At 43.7% G+C, this 23941-nt stretch carries 17 protein-coding genes and 7 tRNA genes; 2 read left to right on the forward strand and 22 right to left on the reverse strand.

The features are described from left to right. The first annotated feature begins 53 nt into the window (after positions 1–53). Complete coding sequence (locus tag K5R16_RS16980; RefSeq protein WP_220738874.1) at positions 54–242, forward strand: hypothetical protein; 189 nt, start codon at positions 54–56, stop codon at positions 240–242. A gap of 297 nt (positions 243–539) precedes the next feature. Here the strand turns inward: K5R16_RS16980 and K5R16_RS16985 are convergent, their stop codons facing one another. The 20 genes from K5R16_RS16985 to recA all read right to left on the reverse strand — a co-directional run bounded on the left by K5R16_RS16985 (position 540) and on the right by recA (position 19007). Then, positions 540–1670: a sodium ion-translocating decarboxylase subunit beta gene (locus K5R16_RS16985; RefSeq protein WP_220738876.1), complete on the reverse strand. Its 1131-nt coding sequence runs from the start codon at positions 1668–1670 to the stop codon at positions 540–542. An 8-nt stretch (positions 1671–1678) separates the two neighbouring features. Beyond that, on the reverse strand, positions 1679–3487 hold the full coding sequence (oadA, locus tag K5R16_RS16990) for a sodium-extruding oxaloacetate decarboxylase subunit alpha (protein ID WP_220738878.1): 1809 nt from the start codon (positions 3485–3487) through the stop codon (positions 1679–1681). Positions 3488–3505: 18 nt separating this feature from the next. Then, complete coding sequence (locus K5R16_RS16995) at positions 3506–3751, reverse strand: OadG family protein (RefSeq protein ID WP_220738880.1); 246 nt, start codon at positions 3749–3751, stop codon at positions 3506–3508. Positions 3752–4266: 515 nt separating this feature from the next. Then, positions 4267–5520, reverse strand: a complete 1254-nt coding sequence (locus K5R16_RS17000) for a BatD family protein (RefSeq protein WP_220738882.1) — start codon at positions 5518–5520, stop codon at positions 4267–4269. Then, complete coding sequence (locus tag K5R16_RS17005; protein WP_220738883.1) at positions 5510–7075, reverse strand: VWA domain-containing protein; 1566 nt, start codon at positions 7073–7075, stop codon at positions 5510–5512. Before K5R16_RS17005 ends, K5R16_RS17000 begins: the two co-directional genes overlap by 11 nt. Further along, the gene (locus K5R16_RS17010) at positions 7065–8093 is read right to left on the reverse strand and encodes a VWA domain-containing protein (protein ID WP_259649916.1); all 1029 of its coding nucleotides are present in this window, start codon (positions 8091–8093) and stop codon (positions 7065–7067) included. Before K5R16_RS17010 ends, K5R16_RS17005 begins: the two co-directional genes overlap by 11 nt. After that, complete coding sequence (locus K5R16_RS17015; protein ID WP_220738887.1) at positions 8083–8553, reverse strand: DUF4381 domain-containing protein; 471 nt, start codon at positions 8551–8553, stop codon at positions 8083–8085. The genes K5R16_RS17010 and K5R16_RS17015 overlap by 11 nt, the downstream gene beginning before the upstream one ends. Then, positions 8550–9482 carry a DUF58 domain-containing protein gene (locus tag K5R16_RS17020; protein WP_220738889.1) on the reverse strand — a complete coding sequence of 311 codons (933 nt, stop codon included), beginning with the start codon at positions 9480–9482 and terminating at the stop codon, positions 8550–8552. The genes K5R16_RS17015 and K5R16_RS17020 overlap by 4 nt, the downstream gene beginning before the upstream one ends. Beyond that, positions 9479–10456, reverse strand: a complete 978-nt coding sequence (locus tag K5R16_RS17025; protein WP_220738891.1) for a MoxR family ATPase — start codon at positions 10454–10456, stop codon at positions 9479–9481. Before K5R16_RS17025 ends, K5R16_RS17020 begins: the two co-directional genes overlap by 4 nt. Positions 10457–10558: 102 nt before the next feature. After that, the gene (locus K5R16_RS17030) at positions 10559–12109 is read right to left on the reverse strand and encodes an arylsulfatase (protein ID WP_220738893.1); all 1551 of its coding nucleotides are present in this window, start codon (positions 12107–12109) and stop codon (positions 10559–10561) included. 972 nt (positions 12110–13081) lie between these two features. Continuing rightward, positions 13082–13173, reverse strand: a tRNA-Ser gene (locus K5R16_RS17035). 8 nt (positions 13174–13181) lie between these two features. Then, a tRNA-Arg gene (locus tag K5R16_RS17040) sits at positions 13182–13258 on the reverse strand. A gap of 20 nt (positions 13259–13278) precedes the next feature. Beyond that, positions 13279–13355: transfer RNA gene (locus K5R16_RS17045), tRNA-Arg, on the reverse strand. A 30-nt stretch (positions 13356–13385) separates the two neighbouring features. Further along, positions 13386–13462: transfer RNA gene (locus K5R16_RS17050), tRNA-Arg, on the reverse strand. A 37-nt stretch (positions 13463–13499) separates the two neighbouring features. Next, positions 13500–13576, reverse strand: a tRNA-Arg gene (locus tag K5R16_RS17055). Between the two features lie 32 nt (positions 13577–13608). Beyond that, positions 13609–13685: transfer RNA gene (locus tag K5R16_RS17060), tRNA-Arg, on the reverse strand. A 21-nt stretch (positions 13686–13706) separates the two neighbouring features. Then, positions 13707–13798, reverse strand: a tRNA-Ser gene (locus K5R16_RS17065). Positions 13799–13997: 199 nt separating this feature from the next. Further along, on the reverse strand, positions 13998–14195 hold the full coding sequence (gene csrA, locus K5R16_RS17070) for a carbon storage regulator CsrA (protein WP_020911533.1): 198 nt from the start codon (positions 14193–14195) through the stop codon (positions 13998–14000). A gap of 474 nt (positions 14196–14669) precedes the next feature. Next, positions 14670–17294 (reverse strand): alanine--tRNA ligase, encoded by a 2625-nt coding sequence (gene alaS / locus K5R16_RS17075; protein ID WP_220738895.1) that lies wholly within the window; start codon positions 17292–17294, stop codon positions 14670–14672. Between the two features lie 645 nt (positions 17295–17939). Continuing rightward, complete coding sequence (gene recA, locus K5R16_RS17080; RefSeq protein WP_220738897.1) at positions 17940–19007, reverse strand: recombinase RecA; 1068 nt, start codon at positions 19005–19007, stop codon at positions 17940–17942. 320 nt (positions 19008–19327) lie between these two features. On the opposite strand from recA, the gene mutS reads away from it, so the two are divergent. Next, complete coding sequence (gene mutS / locus K5R16_RS17085) at positions 19328–21910, forward strand: DNA mismatch repair protein MutS (RefSeq protein WP_220738899.1); 2583 nt, start codon at positions 19328–19330, stop codon at positions 21908–21910. 58 nt (positions 21911–21968) lie between these two features. Here mutS and rpoS read toward each other — a convergent pair whose 3' ends face one another. Next, positions 21969–22937, reverse strand: a complete 969-nt coding sequence (gene rpoS / locus K5R16_RS17090) for an RNA polymerase sigma factor RpoS (protein ID WP_220738901.1) — start codon at positions 22935–22937, stop codon at positions 21969–21971. A gap of 76 nt (positions 22938–23013) precedes the next feature. Next, positions 23014–23910, reverse strand: coding sequence for a peptidoglycan DD-metalloendopeptidase family protein (locus tag K5R16_RS17095; protein ID WP_220738902.1), 897 nt, complete (start codon positions 23908–23910; stop codon positions 23014–23016). Positions 23911–23941: the final 31 nt, after the last annotated feature.

Genomic DNA, 23941 nt, shown 5'->3' on the forward strand with positions numbered 1-23941 from the left:
ATTATATACTTTCAAATCATATCGCTACGCGACTAATATTGAGGATGTTAAGTATGGCAAAGCTGTTTTTTCTTCCACTGCTACTCTCTCTCGCATGGGCACTATTTCTCAACTACAACGGCGTGCCTCTTAAACAAGGAAGAAAAGGCTTTCTGTATATCGTCGGTATTAGTTTAACGGTTATATTCGCCTTAGGCTTCTTGCTTTGGCTTACTGCCGACCAGAATATTCGTAGCTGGTAACTCTCTTAAAATCTTTAAATAGACGCCGAACCTTTTAGGCAAGGCGCTACGGCCGTTTATCTACCCGCTGTCATTTACTTCGATTAAATTCAGCCTAACTTCACCAATGAGTGTAGCTCCCCATATTCGCTGCAGCAGGCTGCCACAGATCTACGCTCAACTTACACGCAAACACATCAATGCTAATCAAAGCACTAGCACAGCAGCGTCCTGAATTAGCAAAAAAAAAATCCCGCACTTAAAGGTACGGGATTAATTTAGCTCACACATTTTTGACTTATTTAGCCAAACATTTTTTTAGCCAAGCACTGCAAGCAATACACCAGCGGCAACAGCGCTACCTAATACACCAGCCACATTAGGCCCCATCGCGTGCATAAGGAGGAAGTTTTGGTTATTCGCTTCTAGCCCCACTTTGTTCACGACTCGTGCAGCCATTGGCACTGCTGAAACGCCTGCTGCGCCCAGTAGCGGATTGATCTTACCACCTGATAGCTTACTCATAAGCTTAGCCATTAACACTCCTGTCGCCGTGCCGATACCAAACGCTACAGCGCCCAATACCAAAATACCAAGAGTTTCGACTTGCAAGAACTTATCTGCTGATAACTTAGAGCCAACCGCTAGGCCTAAAAAGATAGTCACGATATTGATAAGCTCATTTTGGGCTGTGCTCGACAATCTGTCGACCACGCCAGATTCACGCATCAAGTTACCGAGACAGAACATACCCACCAGCGGCGTTGCTGCCGGCAAGAAGAGAATGGTGAGTCCAAGTACCATCAGCGGGAAAATGATCTTCTCCTTTTTGCTGACTTCTCGTAACTGCTCCATCTTAATTTGACGTTCAGACTCTGTCGTTAGCAGCTTCATAATTGGCGGCTGAATAAGCGGTACCAGCGCCATATAAGAGTATGCAGCAACGGCAATAGCACCCAGTAGATCAGGCGCCAGTTTGGACGCCAAGAATATAGCCGTTGGCCCATCGGCACCGCCGATAATCGCAATCGCAGCCGCATCCTGCATCGAAAACTCAAAACCTGGAATAAGGTTTAAGCCGATAGCACCAAGCAAGGTGGCAAAAATGCCAAATTGCGCAGCAGCGCCCAGCAACAACATTTTAGGGTTCGCGATCAGCGCACCAAAATCGGTTAAGGCGCCTACCCCCATAAAGATAAGCAACGGGAATATCCCAGTTTCAATACCAACATGATAAGCAAAGTAGAGCAGCCCACCTTCATCAGTAAAACCTGCATTGGGAATATTCGCCAAAATTGCACCAAAACCAATAGGCAGCAATAGTAACGGTTCAAATCCCTTAGCAATGGCTAAAAACAGTAACAGACAGCCAATGCCCATCATAAATATTTGGCCTAACGTAAAGTTGGCAATGCCAGACTCTGACCAAAAGGCTAATAATCCTTCCATGAAGACTCCTAAGCTAAGGCTAGCAGTTGACTACCAACAGCTACCGAATCACCCTCTTTCACCCAAACCTGAGAGATCACTCCATCGGCCTCAGCTCTAACTTCCGTTTCCATCTTCATCGCTTCAAGAATGATGACAACATCGCCCTCTTTGACGCTATCACCTGGAGATACATGCACCTTAAAAATGTTACCTGATAACGGTGCATTTTGTTCAAGCTTTACCACTGAGGTATCAACAGCTGCAGCTGGTGCTGGCGTTGCAAAAGGCACCACATTCTCAGCGGGGGTAATTTCACTAATATCGCCACCTTCAGCGACCTCAACCACAAAACGTTGCCCTTGTACCGTCACCGTGTAAGTTTCAGGACCCGATTTGCTTGCACTGGCAACCTCAGCCTTTTTAGCTTCTTCTAATGCCTTAGCGGCCACTTCTGGTTTTGGCTCAAACGCATCCGGGTTATTTCTATTTTTAAGAAACTTAAGTCCAATCTGTGGGAATAGCGCATAGGTTAATACATCATCATCGAGCTCAGTTGACAGGGTGATAGCCTCTGCTGTGGCCTTCTCAGCAAGCTCAACTCGCAACCTATCAAGTTCAGCTTCGAGTAGATCAGCAGGACGACAAGTAATAGCTTCAGCGCCATCAAGTACCCGCTGCTGTAATTCACTATTGACTGGCGCAGGTGTCGCACCGTACTCGCCTTTTAGTACGCCTTCCGTCTCTTTTGTCATCGACTTATAACGCTCACCCGTTAAAACATTGATGACAGACTGGGTACCTACAATTTGCGAGGTGGGTGTGACCAGTGGCAGAAAACCTAAATCCTCACGAACACGCGGGATCTCTTCCAACACCAAATCTAACTTATCTGCCGCGCCTTGCTCTTTGAGCTGGCTTTCCATGTTAGTTAACATGCCACCAGGCACTTGTGCGCGAAGTATTCGTGAATCAATTCCTTTCAGTTCGCCCTCAAATGCTGCATATTTTTTACGTACTACTCTGAAATAAGCAGCGATCTCTTCCAGCAATTCCATATCATAGCCAGTGGCTCTATCAGTACCTTCTACCATAGCGACCACGGTTTCAGTGGCGCTGTGCCCATAGGTTTGACTCATAGAAGAGATAGCAGTATCGAGAACATCAATACCCGCTTCAATCGCTTTTTGATAGGTTGCAGTGCTAAGCCCTGTTGTCGCGTGGCAATGAAGAGAAACGATTAAGTTAGTTTGAGATTTGATTTGGCTTATCATCTCATAAGCCTCAAATGGCTTTAAGAGCCCGGCCATATCTTTAATGCACAATGAGTGACAGCCCATATCTTCGATGCGTTTGGCCATATCAATCCAAGTCGCTGTCGTATGTACAGGACTGGTAGTGTAAGACAGTGTCCCTTGTGCATGAGCGCCAACTTCAACCACAGACTTAACCGCAGTTTCAAGATTTCGCACATCATTCATTGCATCGAATACACGGAATACATCAACACCGTTGGTGTGAGCGCGTTCTACAAATCGGTTGACTAAATCATCCGCATAATGACGATAGCCTAAAAGGTTTTGCCCTCGAAGTAGCATCTGCTGAGGCGTGTTAGGCATCACTTTTTTTAGTTCTCGAATACGTTCCCAAGGATCTTCACCAAGGTAACGAATACAGGAATCAAACGTAGCACCTCCCCATGACTCAAGCGACCAAAAGCCAACTTTATCGAGCAGTGGTGCAATAGGTAACATATCTTCGGTACGCAATCGAGTAGCGAGTATTGATTGGTGAGCATCTCTTAAGACGACATCGGTTAAAGCCAGTGGCTTGCTCATGGTAAACTCCCTACTTTATTATGCTTTTTGACGGTGTTGATGAATTGCAGAAGCGATTACAGCAGCCATTAAAGGGCTCACTGTAGTCTTGCTTGCTATCGGCTGGAGAGCATTGTTGCTGGCTTTTTCTTGGGGCTCTGGAGCATATTTCTTAGCAACTAACTTCATCGCCAAAATCAATACACTTAAAAATACAAAAACCAAACACATGCCGAGGATCATTATTCCTAGCGCATCGGTTAACTGTTCTGATATTGCTTCCATCTAATCCTCTCACCAACCATAAAATTGCCGAAGTGCAAACAAAATCGCTAAATGAAGAGTCACATGTACAATTCATTTAGCTAACGATGTGAACTCATTGGAATAAAATAGATATTTATTCACTATTCATTCACATACTATGCATTTCTGTTGATAGCGGCTAAAAGAGCTTATAGTTAGTTAGCGCTATCATAGGCAAAAACAATAACTAATCTATAACAAAATAGCGAGTAGTTTGTAAATTGGTCATACCAATAAAAACAAAAGCAAACACCACCTGATGATGATTTGATAAAAAAAACCCTTTAAATTTGATAATAGCCCAATCAAAAAGCGATTATCTTCTTATTTAATCAATTAGCTCGCTAAATTGATGGAAATTGATTTCAGATATGAGAACAGATGGCGAGCAACCATACCAACATGAGGTTTTATGCACAAAGAAAAGCTGTAATTAGGAGCGGGAAGTTATCGCCAATTTGTAGCGCATGCCGTACCTCTTAACGAAGGGGGAGTTACTTTACAACATACCGAAACAGCCTTTTAATAGACAATTTATCCGCAGGTTTAGTCTTTATCTGTTCACGCTCTTCAGTCGAACGAGGCCCAAAGCAATATTCAAACAAACTAGATATCGCTCGATACTTGTGTATTAGCTCATCAGCTACTGGCTGCTTATCGGCAACATGGGGTTTCATTTGCGCAGGAGCTGATACTTTATCACCACGCTGATAAAGTAAGTTAATAAACCCTCGCCAATCTTTTAGCAATAATGCTTGGGATAGTTGCACCCTATGCGGCAGTTTCCATTTTTTATACTTGCGGATCAACATTAAGCCCGCGAGCACCAACACCAATACACTAACAGCATGGAGCCATTTACTATTAACCGAACTGCCCGCTACAGCAATGTGATATGTCGGGTATTTCAGCTGATGTAAACCAACCTCTGGCTGCCACCAATTAAGATTTTCACCACCCAACACATATTCCCCGCCTCGATGGATGATGTAGCGGTAAATTTGGCTAACAATTGCAGTACTTTCACCGCGATTATTTTCGTCCCTCAATTTAGCTTCTTGCGCAATAAGCTTAACCCCCTCAGGCGCAGCAACCTTAAGTCTTGGAATATTCATAGAGGGCAAATTACTAACCGAGATAGTGATTTCGCGTTCAATCACATCGCCTATTTGGTAGCTTTGTTTAGGTTCGGACCATTGTTCGTCGATTGAAACCTGCTCTGCGACTATGTAGGGCTCATTATTGGGAATATCCGCTGGCTTATAGGCGTAGAACACTTTAGCTTCAGAGAGCAAACTTAACGTCTTTGATTTATGGCTAACATTATCCATAAATGTGATATCAAATCTGACACTCGGCAACTCTATTAATCCTTGTTGCTCGGGATAAAGATATATCTCCCATAACTGAGAAGAGTATGTTATCCCCGCGACTGTTTGATTACCATTAATGGCGAATGATGATGCCTGTGACAATCTTGCCGTCGACATAGAGGGCAGTTCAAATTGAGTTCCGCCATTAAAAAAGCCATTAACCAACAACTCAAAGCGCAAGACCACCTGTTCCCCGACCACAGGGTGAACATTAGACACTTGCGTTAATATTTGGCTAGTGACTATCGCATTATCTATCTCAGTTACTTTATGGTTATCAGCGAAGGCAGTAAGCTGAAAAAGAGCGAATAGCCCTAGTAAAAAAGCGAAGCATCGGTTTAGTCGACTTGAATAACGCCCTCGTCTATTTTTCATTAGTCACCGCCTCAGAACTTTGATCAGACGATAAAGGACTTTGCAATTGAGAGCGGTTATATTCAGCCTGAAATTTTGCCGCTAAAAACTGCTGAGGGTCTTTACTTATATCGGTCAACCACTGCTGTTTTTTAGTCTCGCTATTTAATAGTTCTTCAACCGATAACTGTTGGATCTCAACCGTAATCTTACCCATCTGCGGTTTATCTGCGCCAAGCTCGGGATCGGTCATGTCATCGGGATTAATTGACTCAGGCGGATTCTCCTCCTGCTGACTTTCTCCAAGCTGTTTAATATCTTTAATTAGTTGGCTAACAATGCGTAAATTAGTTTCAGCGCCGGGGAAGTTTGCATCGATTTCAATCAACAGTTGATACAATGATTGCGCTTTACTGTAATTCCGACCACGAGTGTATGTCATCGCTAGATTAAATAGACTTTGCAAATCGTTTTGTTGGCGATATATTTTTGCCGCTTTGCTGTACTCTTTGGCTTGGTAATGCGCCTGTGCTTTCCAATGTGGGTCAGTAAAGAGGATTGCCGCGGTCTGATAATCACCTTGATTGTAATAGTACTGCGCTTGTTGATTATCACTGAAAAACCAATCAAGCCAACTTGCGTGTGCGGGAACAGGCTGTAAACTGACGCATAGTACAATGGCGCTTGCCCAATAAAGACTAAAACCTTTGCGAAAAAACAGCAGCAAAATAAGCGCTGCAGGATAGAGCAACCAATAGCCAACATTGACCCGTTGACTCGATTCTCCTAGCGCACGCTGTTCCAAACTAGCCACTTTGGCAAGTAACTTATCAGGGGTATCGAGCAAATTGTCACGACTAATAACGCTATAACCAAGCTTTTTGGCCCTCTCTTCGGCCTCTGCGGTCAATGCAGCAAATACTACCTGCGCTTTTAGACGTTCAACCAAACGAGATAACTCGCTACCACCGCTAAAACCATCAGAAAAAATCAACAGATCGAAACCGAATTCTTCAGTCTCTGGCATAGCACTAATAGTGCCGACCAAACTATCAATATCATCCCCTTCAATAGGCATCATATCTGGTGATAAATACCCTAGATACAAAGTTAGCAATGCTAATTGATCTGATGCGGGTAATACTTGATGACTGCTCCCCGAAAATGCCACCAAGGAGATAGGCCTTGCATTTCCCTGCTGTAACAAGGTGGTAATCGCTAACTTTGCCCGAGTTAAATGCTCAATACCTTGTTGCTGTTCTTGCATCGAAGGTGATAAATCTAGAGCTATTACCAACGGCGCTTTAATGCTATCGCCACTGGTCTTTAGCCAGCTGGGTCCCGCCAAGGCAATCACAATCAAACTGCCGCAAAGTAGTGTTAAGGTAATTGGCGCTGTTGCCGTTTTGTGGCTATTTTGCATAGAGAAGGTCTTTGCAAGATGAGCAGCGATGATCCCTTCACCAGCCTGCTCTTCAGCTAACACCCTGTTTCGCCACAGCCCATACATCAACAAAGCTATCGGAAAAAAGAGTAATAACCAGGCAGGCTCTGAAAACTGAAAGCTAGTCAACATAAGCCCCCCTCCTCACTCTAACCGCCGCTGAAATCGTCAATGACAACCAAACACAAATATAAATGACGAGCATAGGCCCAAGTAGCCAAGGGTAGAGGTCTGATTTGGGTAGATAACTATTTTGCTGATACTTAGCAGGTGCGATTGTGTCAATTTGAGCCAGTATCTCGGCGATAGCTGTACTACTATTGCCTTCAAACGCTCTGCCATTAGTGATCTTAGCTATTTTATTAAGAGTATTAAAATCAACTTGGTCTTCGCCCTCCGTATCAATTGAACCCATTCCCAGAGTGAATATTTCAATTCCCTCGCTAGCCGCTACTCGGGCGGCATCGACAGGATCGAGTCTAGAGCTGGTATCGCTGCCATCAGTGACCAATAAAAGAATGCGCTGGCTGGTATTGGAACGCTCAAATGCGCGAATACTTAAACCTATAGCATCACCAATAGCTGTCGCGGGCCCAGCCATCTGCGTATCCATTTGCTCTAGCAATGTTTGCCATAAGCTAACGTCCTCAGTAAAAGGGACTTGCAAGTAGGCGCCAGAGCCAAATACGATTAAACCAAGCCTGTCACCATCGCGTTGCTGTGAAAAGGTGCTGAGTAGTGATTTAAGTGCAACTAAGCGAGATACCTTACTGGCAGCTTTCAATTGACCACCTTGAGATGGCTGTTCGCTCGGTAACAAGTAGTCTTTCTGTTCCATTGACTGAGACAAGTCCACTGCAATCATCATGTCTCTACCTGCCTTTTGGGTCACAATAGGCTCTCCAATGAGTACTGGTCGCGCAATACAAAGAGTAATAACAAACCAGCTCAAGAGCAGTGCTAGTGCTTGAATTCGTTTGCGCTGCTTTATTTGGCTACCAGAGGTGGGTGCTTGCCCCGTAGCTGCGACAATACGTGAGAAAAATGGCAAATAAATAGAGGCTGCCGGCTGCCTATATGCCGACGAGACCTTGAAAAAAATAAAAGGTAAAATGAGCAGTAGCAGCATCCATGGATACTCAAGACTCATGTTCAAAATGATGCTCCTTTACCCAACGTAGGCATAACTCTTTTAGCGTGACGAAATCAGTTTGTGACAGATGGTTTGCCACGTTTTGAGCCGGCTGATAATTCAACTGCTCAAGTAAATTAAGTTGCGATTCACTCAATATTGGTTGCTCACAACTGCTTGTAATTAATTGATACCACGCTGTGCCAGTATGGTTGAGCACAATGGATGATTTTCCATTCAAAACTGCCTGACGAAGGATTTGGTTCATGCCACTAGCATTATCCAATGTGAGTGTTTGCAGCTCGCGGTAAGCGACTCTGCGGTATCTATTTGCAACCCAGCGCCGCCTTTTTCTGGCAATAAGTAAACCAAGTACAAGACAAATCCCAATAAGCACGACATACCAACCAGCAGACAAAGGCCACCATGAGATAGGCTCAGGTAGCGGAATCTCAACCAACTGCATCACCTGATTCATTCAGGTTCTCCCATCAATAAGTGACTTAACTGACTGATGACTGGCTCATAGGTATTGACAATACCTACTGGTAATATACTGCCAACCACGGCCTTTTTAAGACTGACTAGCCTTTGCTGGTAAAGCTCTTCATATTTAAGTTGGTTGTCGGCACTTGCTTGGATATTAATCTGCTGCTCACCATGGGATACACTCAAACCATGGGCACGGGTTAAATCATCTTCTAACGGATCTTGAATGACGAAAAGTAATACGTTTGTTTTCTGAGATAAAACCTCCAACTCAGCCAATTCTTCAATTTCAATGCCTTCAATATCAGTTATCAAGATCAATACGCTCTGACTACTTAAAGTCGAAATGAGTGGCCTAACCATTGAGAATATTGATTGTGAAGCATCGACTGTGTTGCCCGCCGATGACAACTGTAATCCATTATTAGCAGTGACTATTGCTTCGAGCAGATGAACAACATTATGACTTGAACGCTTTGGTGATATTGATACCAAATCATTACTGGCTAATACAACGCCTCCAACTCTGTCACCAGCATCAAATACTTGCCATGCTAACAGCGCAGCTAAATGCGCTGCTGTTACTGACTTAGTGTTAACTTGACTGCCAAAAAACATCGGCAAGCGCTGATCGACAATGATATGAACAGGTCTATCCGTTTCTTCAGAGTAGACTCTCACATAGGGTTTGCCTAAGCGGGCTGAGACTCTTGAGTCAATTTGACGTATGTTGTCACCAGCTTGATATTGCCTCAGCTCTTCAAAATTCAATCCGCGACCCTTTATCCGCGACGCATGTCTACCAGAAAGCATTCCCGCAGGCCTATATCGAGGAGATAACGACAATTGACGACTCTCTTCTCTAAGTGCTAATAAAGCGCTTAAATTGGTATAGATCCTAGGGTCTTGGTTTTTCATAACACCGGCGTCACGCTGACAAGCTCTCTAACTACGTCTTGAGCACTCAAGCCATCGGCTACAGCGGCATAAGATAGCATCAATCGATGACTCAGCACCGCCAATACCACCGCTCGCACATCATCAGGGTCAACATAATCTCTGCCCTCAAGGACGGCATGGGCTCTAGATGCTTTATCCAGCGCTATTGATGCTCTGGGGCTGGCGCCTATTTTAATATATTTATGTAACTCACTGTTTGGATACCTTTCAGGCTTTCGGGTGCCCATCACTAACGCAACAATATACTTTTCGATACTTTCTGACATAAACACTTGATGCACTAACTGCCGTCCCTGCGTGATTAACTCTTCAGCATTATCGATGTTGAGTGACTCAGTTTCATTTTGCGTTTCCTGCCCACGAGTGAGGCGGATGATTGCCAGTTCAGTTTCATCATCAGGGTAATCAATAACCACTTTAAACAGAAATCGGTCCATCTGTGCTTCAGGTAAAGGGTAAGTTCCTTCTTGCTCAACCGGATTTTGAGTGGCTAAGACTAAAAATACTGCCGGCATGGGATGACTGGTATTTCCGATGGTGACTTGACGCTCCTCCATCGCTTCAAGTAACGCAGACTGAACCTTGGGCGGTGCTCGGTTGATTTCATCAGCGAGTAAAATATGGTTAAAAATGGGTCCTGGTTTAAAATCGATTTTGTTACTTTCAGATGACGCTAGCGCCTCATAACCAATAACGTCAGATGGTAATAGATCCGGAGTAAATTGAACTCGACCTTGAGATAAGTTCAGTAAGTCAGCGAGGATTTTTACAGAACGGGTTTTAGCGGTACCAGGTAGACCTTCAAGCAAAACATGTCCATCGGCTAGCAAAGCTAACACTAGCCCTTTTACCACATGCTCTTGACCGAGAACCTGCTGCTGCAGTGCGGCTTGTAACTCATGAAGCTGAGAATATATAGCTTGGCTGTCCATACAGTGAATATCCTTAATACACATTTTCTATTTTAAAAAGGCTCATCGGCTAGCCTTGTTAAAATAGAAAAAGGGCGCAAGCGCCCTTTGTCAGTTTTATGCCTATTTACTCGCAGGTTGCTGCAACTTCTCCATCACCTGATCTAAGCTAAAGCTTGCGGCCTTTTGACTTGGTGGATACTCCTTGAAGGTTTCCAGGAATTTGCCAACATAAACTTGAGCAGGAACCAACATAAACGCTCGATCTAACATCCAATCCCAATAAGTATTAGAGGTGATATCTGCGTTTTCGTACGGGTCCATTCTGAGGTTGTAGATTTTGGGAAGTCTGAGCACTACAAAAGGCTCAGCCCATAAAGCTAATGTCCCAGCAAGACGCTGCTCCATAAACACTAATTTCCAATCTTTAAAGCGCAATGCAGCAAGATCGCCATCATCAGTGAAATAAAATATCTCTTCACGTGGACCCATTTTATCTTTACCGGTTAAGTATGGTAGGAAATTGTAACCATCGAGATGGTTTTTAAACTTCTTACTACCTGCTTTATGCCCTTTTAATAGTTTGTCCTTAACTTTGCTGTCGCCAGCAGCGGCTGCAAATGTCGGCAACCAATCCATATGATGCATTATTTCATTTGAAACAGAGTCTGCTTCTATCTCTCCAGGCCAGCGGATCATAGCGGGCACTCGGTAAGCCCCTTCCCAGTTTGTATTTTTCTCGCCCCTGAAAGGTGTTGTTCCCGCATCCGGCCAAGTATTCATATGTGGGCCATTGTCGGTAGAGTAAAATACGATGGTATTGTCTTTGATACCTAACTTATCTACGGTATCTAGCAATTGCCCTACGTGATTATCGTGCTCTATCATGCCATCAGCATAATTACTTAAACCACTTGAACCTTGCAGTTCAGGTTTAACATGCGTACGAAAATGCATGCGTGTGCCACTCCACCAGACGAAAAATGGGTTTTTGCTTTTTACTGTTCGCTCCATAAAGTCGATAGCAGCAGCAACCGTTTCATCGTCGACTGTTTCCATACGCTTTTTGGTTAACGGCCCTGTATCTTCAATCTTGCCGTCAGCAGATGACTTGATAACGCCTCGAGGGCCGAACTTCTTGCGAAATTCAGGATTCTTAGGGTAATCGGCATTTTCCGGCTCTTCTTCAGCATTTAAGTGGTATAAGTTACCAAAAAACTCATCGAAACCGTGATTTGTAGGCAAAAATTCATCTTTGTCACCAAGATGGTTTTTACCAAACTGGCCTGTGGCGTACCCCATAGGTTTCAGAATTTCAGCGATAGTGGCATCGGTTGCCTGTAGACCGACATCAGCACCTGGCATACCTACTTTTGATAAGCCTGTGCGGAATACACTTTGCCCGGTGATAAAGGTTGAGCGCCCAGCAGTACAGGACTGTTCACCGTAATAGTCGGTAAACATCATTCCCTCTTTGGCAATACTATCAATATTAGGTGTTTTATATCCCATTACACCGAAGGTATAAGCACTGATATTAGACTGGCCAATATCATCCCCCCAAATAACGAGAATATTTGGCTTGTCAGCTCCCGCAGCAGCAAAGGACATTAACCCTGCAGTTAGGGGCAGTAATGCCAGTTTTTTGGTAAACTTATTGCGAAGTAGCGTCATAAAAGATCTCCGTTCTTTAGTACAAACTTGTTTTTATGCAAACTTGAATTCATTCTGCGCAATGCGACTTCCAGAATGACTATGACAAATATAGTTGCTCACTTTAAAATCACACGTTCTCAAGGTGTAATCAACTAAAAACACGCTTAATTCCATAAATTTACAGATGGACTAGCTAGCAACTACAATTATCAATTTCTTGTTAGTACGTATCAAAGCCAAGTGTAGGTCACAAAAAAAGTTGTTAGGGGAGTTGTGATATTTAATACCAATTGCATTAAAAGTTTGACCATTCAGCGGGAATTCAAAACGCTGTAGGCAAGTAGTAGGGTTTGAGCTAATAGCTATTCTCGGCTCTGGCATCCTGCTTCGCTCTCGATAATTGCGCCTGCATTATTCTACCTTCGACCATCCTTGGTCTCGTACCTGCTAAATCTGACCGCCAAAGAAGTGCCGGAATGTCTTATTTTGTATGGAACAAAATAGACCATTTAGTCGCATACCCAAATCCCATAGCGAAGCCTACAGCGTTTTGCCAATTTTTTACCTCAGTCGCACTGCGTGAGCCCCTCAGTCTTTCTGCTTTGCATTGGCTTAAAAGGCAATAACCATTTCTTTACCAATGCACTTTGAATTGAAAAGACTGAGGGGCTCTGAACGGGCCAAATACTTAATGCAATTGGTATAAAGGGGAGCAAAATAAAACAAGCGTCGTATGTGAAAGTTATCCTAGCCGACAACAGCTCGCTTCAAGCCTCCAAATACTCTTCTTCAACTGTGTAGTTGCCCTAGAGCATGAACACTCTCGTCAAAGCAGATAAAGTCCAACGTATTAGTGTTTGCGGATAACGAGCTGTTGAGGGCACATGGAGTGATTATTTTGAGGAAGCTTACAATGATAAGATTTACAGACAAATATATTACAGGCACAAAAAAACCGCTTCTAGAAGCGGTTTTTTTGTATTTAAAGAATGGCGGAGAAGGAGGGATTCGAACCCTCGATGGGAGTTAAAGCCCATACTCCCTTAGCAGGGGAGCGCCTTCGGCCACTCGGCCACCTCTCCGCAAAACTTGGTGCGCGTGGAAGGAGTCGAACCTCCGACCGCCTGGTTCGTAGCCAGGTACTCTATCCAGCTGAGCTACACGCGCTAAATTCTGTAAGCTTTATATGGTGCGGATGGGAGGATTCGAACCTCCGACCGCCTGGTTCGTAGCCAGGTACTCTATCCAGCTGAGCTACATCCGCATATATAAAGGTATATCTACTAAGACTTAATGGTGCGGATGGGAGGATTCGAACCTCCGACCGCCTGGTTCGTAGCCAGGTACTCTATCCAGCTGAGCTACATCCGCGCATATTAAGTTTTAGGTCTAGCTTTTAAATGATTAATGGTGCGGATGGGAGGATTCGAACCTCCGACCGCCTGGTTCGTAGCCAGGTACTCTATCCAGCTGAGCTACATCCGCTCACTAAAACATTTAAACACAACAGTAGATTATGGTGCGGATGGGAGGATTCGAACCTCCGACCGCCTGGTTCGTAGCCAGGTACTCTATCCAGCTGAGCTACATCCGCATCGTCGTCTACTTTAAGAAATGGCGGAGAAGGAGGGATTCGAACCCTCGATGGGAGTTAAAGCCCATACTCCCTTAGCAGGGGAGCGCCTTCGGCCACTCGGCCACCTCTCCGTTTCTTGGCGCACATATTACTGTTTGCCGAAAATAAGTCAAACCATTTTTAAGAAACAATATCCGTTTGAACTGTTTTTAAGCATGTTGACTGTATATCCGCCTAAGAACGCCTATTATCAGACTTTTAAAAACCAAAAAATAAAAAAGCCAGTTAAAAAACTAGCTTCTAAAATTCTCAGTATTCATCAAACTACAATCAGAAATTTCCGCCTTCAGGGGCAGAGCCTGATTTTTCAGATTGAATGCGTTGGTAAATCTCTTCACGATGGACAGAGACTTCTTTAGGTGCATTAACACCAATTCTAACTTGGTTACCTTTAACGCCTAATACAGTGACAGTAACTTCATCACCAATCATCAGTGTTTCACCAACACGACGAGTCAATATCAGCATTATTTTGCTCCTTTAGTTCCTAAATCTGCTTTATACGGCATTATTCCGTTAGATACATATTATAGAGTTAGCTTAGTACAAATTAACAGTATTCAATTTGAAATAAGCCAATTAATTACATCTTTAAAACGGTTTACACTATTTTGAAGACTAAACCCTATAAGCCATATTAAGAAAAAACTGCACTAAAAGGCCATTATCAAACATCTAGATTAAACAAGTATGAAAAAAGCACCAATAGCTTCCTCATCATGACTTAACCGTGTCTATAGCCACACAACTCTTAATTGTCACATTCAACCATACCAAAGTTAACTGTGATATCTACTAGTTTTCTCGTAAACAGTGATATTTATGCCATTAGTTGGCGAAACGCTCGCATGAACCTTGTTAACATTCTACTTTTTAAGCTTCTAACAACAAAAAACGCTCATAAAGAGCGTTTTTGGTGTTTTCATTCAACAATCAGTGTCATTAAGCAAGCTTATCTGTAATCCACGGGATTACGCTATCTAATGCACCTTTAAGGTTCTCAGGCTGACTACCACCCGCCTGAGCCATATCTGGGCGTCCGCCGCCCTTGCCGCCAACCTGAACAGCGATAGAGGCAACAAGTTCGCCTGCTTTCACTTTACCCGTGAGATCCTTAGTCACACCAGCAATCAAGTTAACCTTGGCGTCTCCAGCGATGCCTAATACTACGATACCTGACTTAAGCTTTTGCTTGAGCTCATCTTGCAAGCCACGGAGTGAACCTGCATCAACACCTTCAAGTTGCTTAACTAAAACTTTTATACCGTTAATATCAACCGCTTCTCCGGCAAGATCGGCACTGGTCGCTGCAGCTAACTTATCTTTTAGCTGCGCAAGTTCTTTCTCAAGAGCCTTCGACTTATCAAGCTGAGCCTTAAGTTTTACCACAACAGACGCGCTGTCGCCTTTAAGCAGTGCTGCGGCCTCTTCAAGTGAAGCTTGCTGTTTAGCTACATATGCGATTGCTGCCGCGCCAGTTACCGCTTCAATGCGGCGTATTCCTGCAGCTATGCCACCTTCAGAAGTGATCTTAAACAAACCAATGTCACCCGTTCGACCTACGTGTGTTCCACCACAAAGCTCAATGGAGAAGTCACCCATAGTTACGACGCGTACTTCGGCGTCATATTTTTCGCCAAATAACGCCATAGCGCCCTTTTCTTTGGCTTGCTCAATATCCATCACTTCAGCTTTAAGCTCATGGTTGCGACGAATTTGAGTATTAACCAACTCTTCAACGTCTTTAATCTCTGAGGCTTTAACACCTTCGAAATGAGAGAAGTCAAAACGTAAACGCTCTGGATCAACTAATGAACCTTTTTGAGTAACATGAGTGCCGAGTACTTGACGCAATGCTGCGTGTAAAAGGTGCGTCACAGAGTGATTTAACTCAGTGCGATGACGTAGCTTCTTGTCGACATTGGTTGCGATACTTTGCCCAACGGCAATTGAGCCTTCAGCAAGCTTACCGATATGCCCTATTGCTTGGCCATATTTCTGTGTATCAGCTACTTGGTACTCGATACCGTCAGCTAGCAGCACACCTTTATCACCACACTGGCCACCTGATTCGCCATAAAACGGTGTGTTATCAAGTACGATAACCGCTTCATCACCAACATTCAGCACATCAACCGGCTCGCCCGCTTTATAAATAGCGGTAACGGTCGCTTGGTTATTGAGCTCTTGGTAACCAACAAAACCGCTCTGCTCCTCAATTTTCAGGCCTTCATTGTAATCAGTTTCAAACTGACCGGCTGCTTGAGCACGACTGCGCTGCTCAGCCATTGCAGTTTTGAAACCCGCTTCATCAACTGTGATATCGCGCTCACGACAAACATCAGCAGTCAAATCAACAGGGAAGCCGTATGTGTCATACAGCTTAAATGCTGTTTCACCGTCGAGTACATCGCCTTTCAAGCTAGATAGTGCATTATCTAAAATACCTAGACCACGCTCTAGAGTACGAGCAAATTGCTCCTCTTCAGCTTTAAGTGATTTTTCTACGATAGCCTGTGTTGCAACTAAACCTTTAGCAGCATCACCCATCACTTCGATTAATGTTGGTACTAATTTATAGAAGAAACTACTCGTTGCGCCCAGCTTGTTGCCATGACGTACCGCACGACGAATAATTCGACGAAGTACATAGCCGCGACCTTCGTTTGATGGCATAACGCCATCAGCGATTAAGAAGGCACATGAACGAATATGATCTGAAATAACTCGCAAAGATTTATTCTCTAAATCAGTCACGCCAAGAATTTCTGCAGTCTTTTTGATAAGTGCTTGGAAAATGTCAATTTCGTAGTTAGAGTGCACACCCTGCATAATAGCTGCGATACGCTCAATACCCATGCCAGTATCAACCGAAGGTTTTGGTAGCGGGTTCATCGCACCGTCAGATTGGCGATTGTACTGCATGAATACAATGTTCCAGATCTCTATAAATCTGTCGCCATCTTCCTCAGGCGTGCCTGGGCGTCCACCCCAGATATGTTCACCATGATCATAAAATATTTCAGTACAAGGACCACAAGGACCAGTATCACCCATTTGCCAAAAGTTATCTGACGCATAAGCAGCACCTTTGTTATCACCAATGCGAATAATATTTTCAGGCGCTACACCGACTTTCTTAGTCCAAATATCATACGCTTCATTATCTGTTTCGTAGATCGTTACACATAAACGCTCTTTAGGCAGCTTTAACTCTTTAGTTAAGAAGTTCCATGCAAAGTTAATTGCATCTTCTTTAAAGTAATCGCCAAAGCTAAAATTACCCAACATTTCGAAAAATGTATGGTGACGTGCTGTATAACCAACATTGTCTAAATCATTATGCTTACCACCTGCGCGAACGCAACGCTGAGAAGAGGTGGCACGGGTATAGTTACGCTTGTCTTCGCCAAGAAATACATCCTTGAACTGGTTCATGCCCGCATTGGTAAATAACAGTGTTGGGTCATTACCCGGCACGAGAGAACTACTATCAACGACCTGGTGACCATTTGTGCGGAAATATTCCAAAAAAGCACTACGCAGTGCTGCAGTGGTTTGATACATGAAACCGTCCTGAATTAGGTTGTGCAACTAGCTCGAAAAGAGCCTAATGATAAATTTTTATGAACAGCATTATAAGCAGTGTCATGGCTAACAACCAGCCCTGTCGATGTAAAACTAGCTAGACAGTTAAAAATAAAATGGATCTTATACCAATTGCATTAAGTATTTGACCCGTTCAGTGCGGCTGAGGTAAAAAATTAGCAAAACGCTGCACGCTTCGCTATGGCATATGGATATACGACTAAACGGTCTATTTTGTTCCATACAAAATAAGACAATCCGGCCCTCCTTGACGGTCAGATTTAGCAGGCACGAGACCAAGGATGCTCGAAGGTAGAATAATGCAGCAGAAATTATCGAGAACGAAGCAGCATGCCAGAACAAAGAATAACGATTAGTTCAACCCCCACGACTTGCCTGCAGCGTTTTGAATTCCCGCTGAATGGTCAGACTTTTAATACAATTGGTATTACACGGTAACTAATAGATATGAGCGTAAAAGCAGCCTGTTATCCGCATATAGACAACACATTCATCGACACCTTAAAAATTGCAGCTAAAAAACAACTACGGCGCGCTATAAGCGCGCCGTAGTTGGCATTTATAACCCTAAATGTTTAGGATTTATAGAGTGATGGCAGTCGTTTAAAAAACTTCACCAGTTTCCATATCGACATTATCACCAGCCGTATCAGTGGCGCCAGCTTCAACTTTTTCGCCACTGCCTAAAAGCATAGAGCGCAACGCTGTTTCAATCTCATCAGATATTTCTGGGTTCTCGATTAAGTACTTACCCGCATTTGCGCGACCTTGGCCGATTTTGCTGCCTTTATAGGCATACCATGCACCTGACTTTTCAATCAATTTATGCACAACACCAAGGTCAACCAACTCGCCAGTGCTGTTAATACCTTGACCGTAAAGAATTTGGAATTCAGCTTGCTTAAATGGTGCAGCAATCTTGTTCTTAACCACTTTAACGCGTGTTTCGTTACCAATAACCTCGTCACGATCTTTAATAGCACCGGTACGGCGGATATCTAAACGAACTGAAGCGTAAAACTTAAGTGCATTACCACCCGTTGTCGTCTCTGGGTTACCAAACATCACACCAATCTTCATACGAATTTGGTTAATAAAGATAAGTAAAGTATTAGACTGCTTAAGATTACCTGCAAGCTTACGCATAGCTTGGCTCATCATACGTGCAGCAAGGCCCATGTGAGAGTCACCAATTTCGCCTTCAATTTCAGCTTTTGGTGTTAGTGCTGCTACCGAGTCAACAATAATCACATCTACAGCGCCTGAGCGAGTCAATGCATCACAGATCTCTAACGCTTGTTCACCCGTATCAGGCTGTGAACAAAGTAGGTTATCAATATCAACACCTAGCTTTTGAGCATATACAGGATCCAAGGCATGCTCCGCATCGATAAAGGCACAAGTCTTGCCTTGCTTTTGCGCTGCTGCGATAACTTCAAGAGTAAGCGTCGTCTTACCTGATGATTCAGGACCATAGATCTCAACGATACGCCCCATTGGTAGGCCGCCAGCACCTAATGCGACATCCAAAGATAGAGAGCCTGTCGAGATAGTTTCAACATCCATTGAGCGATCTTCGCCCAATTTCATAATTGAACCTTTACCAAATTGCTTTTCAATTTGACCTAAAACGGCATTTAACGCTTTCTCTTTATTTGGATCAGTCTTCATTCTTATGTCCTTTGGATCTCAGTGCTAATACAGTATCAGCACTGCATTATCATTTAGGTGATGACTCTAATGCCTTCTCTAGAGCCTCAATATGAAACTAGTATACTGTACAATCATACAGTATCAAGTACTGTGCAAGATTTTTTTACAAAGACCTATAAATCAATAAGATAGTTAATCACTGTTCAACATAGGCAAGAAATAGCAGTATTTCATTGCAATAATCCACACTAAAATGCGTAAAAAATTGCTAAGATTGGCTCCCATAATTGTTTCATGGCTCACGACGGCCGCAGTAAAAGTACAGGCAAAGCAAATCAATGACTGCAATTGAACCGCAAAACTTAGAAAAACATACCCCAATGATGCGTCAATATTTGACGTTAAAGGCGCAACATCCAGACATGTTGCTATTTTATCGCATGGGGGATTTCTACGAACTTTTCTACGAAGATGCCAAGCTTGCATCGGAGCTGTTAGGGATATCATTAACAGCGAGAGGCAAAAGCGGCGGTGATCCTATCCCCATGGCTGGCCTTCCCTACCATGCAGTAGAAGGCTATCTAGCTAAGCTTGTTCAATTACGGGTCTCGGTTGCGATATGTGAGCAAATAGGTGATCCCGCGACTTCAAAAGGCCCAGTTGAGCGTAAAGTCGTTCGCATTGTCACCCCAGGTACACTAACCGATGAAGCATTACTGCAGGAGCGACAAGACAATTTGTTAGCCGCGCTCTATCAAGGGAAGAGCGGTTACGGCTACGCCACTCTAGATATCGCATCGGGTCGTTTTGTAGTCACAGAGCTTGCAGATACCGAAGCGCTAGAAGCTGAACTGCAAAGAACCAACCCAGCAGAGTTACTATATAGCGAAGATTTTTCGCAGATGAGCCTTATTGCCGGCATGAATGGTACTCGCCGTCGTCCTGAATGGGAGTTTGACTTTGATACCTGCCAACGTTTACTACTAAATCAGTTCGGTACAAAAGATCTTAATGGTTTCGGTATTGAAGGTGCGAGACTTTCGCTACAAGCTGCTGGCTGTTTGATGCAATACGTTAAAGATACTCAGCGTACCGCACTGCCACACATTAACTCTATCGTACGTTTTAACCAAACAGATAGCATAGTGCTTGATGCAGCAACCCGCCGTAATCTTGAACTAACCGTTAACTTACAAGGTGGGCACACTAATACTTTAGCATCAGTTTTAGACAGTACTGTTACCGCTATGGGCAGTCGCATGTTGCAGCGCTGGTTGCATCAACCACTGCGAGATCACCAAGTGATTAAAGCAAGGCAATCATCAATAGCCGAGTTAATTGCAACAGAGAATTATCAGCTACTGGCTGACGATTTAAAAGCGCTTGGGGATGTTGAGCGAATTACTGCACGTATCGCGCTTCGAAACGCCCGACCAAGAGATTTCGCCCGTTTGCGTCAGGCATTAGGCTTATTACCTCAGCTACAACAAACGTTAAAAACCTCCTCAGAGCCTCATCTACAATATTTGTCGCAGGTTATTGGAGAGTTTCCTGAAGAGTTAGCATTGCTCTCTAGGGCTGTTGTCGACAATCCGCCCATGCTTATTCGCGATGGCGGTGTAATACGAGACGGTTACGATGCAGAGTTGGATGAGTGGCGCGTACTGAGCGCCGGGGCTACTGATTACTTAACTCAGCTTGAAGCCAGAGAAAAAGAGCAAACAGGTATATCGACCCTCAAAGTCGGTTATAACCGAGTTCACGGTTACTATATTGAAGTCAGCCGCCGTGAGTCTGATTTAGTACCACTGAGCTATCAGCGACGTCAAACACTCAAAAACACTGAACGTTATATTATTGCTGAGCTAAAAGAGCATGAAGAGAAAGTGCTTTCTAGCCAGGGCAAAGCGTTAGCACTCGAAAAACAGTTATGGGAACAGTTGTTTGATCTCATCTTACCTAAGCTGCATGAACTGCAAGAGTTTGCCACTGCGGCGGCAGAGTTAGATGTATTATGCAATTTCGCTGAGCGCGCTGAAACGCTTAATTATGCCTGCCCAGAGCTTTCTGACATATCAGGCATACACGTTGAAGCAGGCCGCCACCCTGTCGTCGAGCAAGTCAGTCAGAGTCCATTTATCGCCAACCCAGTGACGCTAAATGCACAGCGTAAGATGCTGATTGTGACAGGACCTAATATGGGGGGTAAGTCCACCTATATGAGACAGATTGCCCTCATTACATTAATGGCCCATATAGGTTGTTATGTTCCCGCAGAACACGCGGTTATCGGCCCAGTTGATAGGATATTTACGCGCATTGGTGCATCTGATGATTTAGCATCTGGCCGCTCAACCTTCATGGTGGAAATGACTGAAACGGCAAATATCCTTCATAATGCGACGCCAAATAGCTTAGTGCTAATGGATGAAATTGGTCGTGGAACCTCAACCTATGATGGTCTTTCACTTGCGTGGTCAGCAGCTGAATACTTAGCAAATAATTTAAACGCTATGACCCTATTTGCCACTCATTATTTCGAGTTGACCCAGCTGCCAGAACAGATGGGAAATGTCGAAAACGTGCATTTAGATGCCGTTGAACATGGTGACAGTATTGTATTTATGCATGCAGTACAGGAAGGTCCAGCGAGCCGTAGTTATGGACTACAAGTTGCTGCACTTGCAGGTGTTCCTAACAGCGTTATCAATGCGGCCAAACAAAAACTTCACCATTTAGAAAGCCGCGATCACGCATTAGAGCAATCTAAAAATGGAGAGATGGCTGTGCAGCAGACAATGAGCTTCCCAACTCAGCCGACATCACCAGTGATAGAAGCACTTGAAAAGCTAAACCCTGATGAACTAACACCAAAACAAGCTCTCGATTACCTATACAACTTGAAGAAAATGACTAGGTAATTTGTAATCAAGAGGTACAAAAAAGGCGCCATTGGCGCCTTTAATTTATTTAAAGCAACTACACTCTGAAGATAGCTTCAACTGACAGCCCTTGAGCCCCGAGTAGATCTTTCAAACGCTTTAACGCTTCTACTTGGATTTGGCGTACACGCTCACGTGTCAAACCAATCTCTTTGCCTACATTTTCAAGTGTTGATGGCTCATAACCTAATAACCCGAATCGGCGCGCTAGCACTTCTCTTTGCTTGGTATTGAGTTCATCTAACCATTTCACCACTGATTTTGACATATCTTCATCCTGAACTTTGTAATCAGGACCAACGTTGTCATCATCGGCTAATACGTCGAGTAGTGCTTTATCACTTTCACCGCCTAATGGGGTATCCACAGAGGTAATGCGTTCATTGAGCTTAAGCATACGACTAACATCACTACTTGATAGATCAAGCTTCTCAGCAATCTCTTCCGCTGTGGGTTCGTGATCAAGTTTGTGTGCGAGTTCTCGTGCTGTACGCAAGTAGACATTGAGTTCTTTAACAACGTGGATAGGTAATCTAATCGTACGAGTCTGATTCATTATTGCTCGTTCAATTGTTTGTCTAATCCACCAAGTGGCGTAGGTAGAGAATCTAAAACCGCGTTCAGGATCAAATTTTTCAACGGCTCGAATTAGGCCTAAATTTCCCTCTTCGATAAGATCGAGCAGCGCTAAGCCACGATTATTGTATCGGCGAGCAATTTTGACCACGAGTCTGAGGTTACTTTCAATCATGCGGTTACGTGATTTTTCACAGCCCTTAAGAGACTTGCGTGAAAAAAACACCTCTTCTTCTGCACTGAGAAGGGGGGAAAATCCGATTTCGCCAAGATACAGTTGAGTTGCATCGAGGTTTTTTTGTAAATCATCTTGTACTTGTTGTTCTAATTCTGCTTCTTTAACTGCTTTTTTACTGAGGTCTAATTTGGATTCCTTTACAGAAACATTCGTAGGTTCTTCTGCCATAACGGCGTTATTAGTTCTGCCCATAATATATCTCCCGAATTTTCAATTTAATTACTGCACTTTACTATCCTCCGATTTGCCAAATTGGCAGCCTAATCAATTATTGCTTAGGCAAATATTTAAGTGGGTTTACTGACTTCCCATGATAACGGATCTCAAAATGTAACATGACCCGATTCGTGCCTGTACTACCCATTTTAGCAACTGTCTGTCCAGCATTAACAACTTGCTTTTCTTTTACTAAGATCTTATCAGCATGTGCGTAAGCACTGAGGAAATCGTCACTATGTTTTATAATAACTAAATTACCATATCCTCGTAGTGCACTTCCTGCATAAACCACTCTACCACTAGCAGCAGCTTTAATTGCGTCACCACGATTACCCGCGATCTTTATTCCTTTATTTCCCTGCTCTTTGGCTGAGAAAGTACCAATCATCTTACCTTTCACTGGCCAGGACCAACGACTTACCTTTTTCGGCAGTGTTGACTCTTGCCTGTGGATAACTCGGTTAACAGCTTGTTGACTGTCTGTAACAGAATACGCAGACTTTGCCACATGATCAAGCTGTTTTTTTGACGCGGTTTTAGCGGTCACTTGAGATGAGGAAGAAGCCACAACTGGTTGTTTATCAACAGATTTAGATGTCTTCACTCGCTGTTTAGATGCTTGTTTTGACGGTTTTTTGGCAGTATTGCTATTTGTAACAGATTTTTTAGAGTTTAGACTCAATACCTGTCCAGGGTAGATGGTGTAAGGCTTTGCTAGATTATTTATCTTTGCTACATGGGCAAAATCTTTATTTGCCCCCCAAGAGATAGAGTAAAGTGTATCCCCCTGCTTCACCTTATAGCGACTAGCAGTAATAGAGCCTTTATCGTGTGCAGGTTTGCTAGGGTAATTGAGCGATTCTACAGGCGCAGGGCGATCAGCCTGAAAGCTACAACCAGCTAACAACAAAGTAAAAACGATAGTGAAGTGTGATAAAAACTTCATATAAACAGGCCACCCCAAATCGCTAGTCTGC

The sequence above is a fragment of the Shewanella sp. c952 genome, from assembly GCF_019654975.1.
GTDB lineage: Bacteria > Pseudomonadota > Gammaproteobacteria > Enterobacterales > Shewanellaceae > Shewanella.

Coding starts and splice junctions, on each gene's coding strand:
- csrA (WP_020911533.1), bottom strand. CDS start 14,195: ATGCTGATATTGACTCGTCGTGTTGGTGAAACACTGATGATTGGTGAT.
- mutS (WP_220738899.1), top strand. CDS start 19,328: ATGACTGCAATTGAACCGCAAAACTTAGAAAAACATACCCCAATGATG.
- K5R16_RS17095 (WP_220738902.1), bottom strand. CDS start 23,910: ATGAAGTTTTTATCACACTTCACTATCGTTTTTACTTTGTTGTTAGCT.
- K5R16_RS16980 (WP_220738874.1), top strand. CDS start 54: ATGGCAAAGCTGTTTTTTCTTCCACTGCTACTCTCTCTCGCATGGGCA.
- K5R16_RS17010 (WP_259649916.1), bottom strand. CDS start 8,093: ATGAGTCTTGAGTATCCATGGATGCTGCTACTGCTCATTTTACCTTTT.
- oadA (WP_220738878.1), bottom strand. CDS start 3,487: ATGAGCAAGCCACTGGCTTTAACCGATGTCGTCTTAAGAGATGCTCAC.
- recA (WP_220738897.1), bottom strand. CDS start 19,007: ATGAAGACTGATCCAAATAAAGAGAAAGCGTTAAATGCCGTTTTAGGT.
- K5R16_RS17000 (WP_220738882.1), bottom strand. CDS start 5,520: ATGAAAAATAGACGAGGGCGTTATTCAAGTCGACTAAACCGATGCTTC.
- alaS (WP_220738895.1), bottom strand. CDS start 17,294: ATGTATCAAACCACTGCAGCACTGCGTAGTGCTTTTTTGGAATATTTC.
- K5R16_RS16985 (WP_220738876.1), bottom strand. CDS start 1,670: ATGGAAGGATTATTAGCCTTTTGGTCAGAGTCTGGCATTGCCAACTTT.
- K5R16_RS16995 (WP_220738880.1), bottom strand. CDS start 3,751: ATGGAAGCAATATCAGAACAGTTAACCGATGCGCTAGGAATAATGATC.
- K5R16_RS17030 (WP_220738893.1), bottom strand. CDS start 12,109: ATGACGCTACTTCGCAATAAGTTTACCAAAAAACTGGCATTACTGCCC.
- K5R16_RS17015 (WP_220738887.1), bottom strand. CDS start 8,553: ATGAATCAGGTGATGCAGTTGGTTGAGATTCCGCTACCTGAGCCTATC.
- K5R16_RS17005 (WP_220738883.1), bottom strand. CDS start 7,075: ATGTTGACTAGCTTTCAGTTTTCAGAGCCTGCCTGGTTATTACTCTTT.
- K5R16_RS17020 (WP_220738889.1), bottom strand. CDS start 9,482: ATGAAAAACCAAGACCCTAGGATCTATACCAATTTAAGCGCTTTATTA.
- rpoS (WP_220738901.1), bottom strand. CDS start 22,937: ATGGGCAGAACTAATAACGCCGTTATGGCAGAAGAACCTACGAATGTT.
- K5R16_RS17025 (WP_220738891.1), bottom strand. CDS start 10,456: ATGGACAGCCAAGCTATATATTCTCAGCTTCATGAGTTACAAGCCGCA.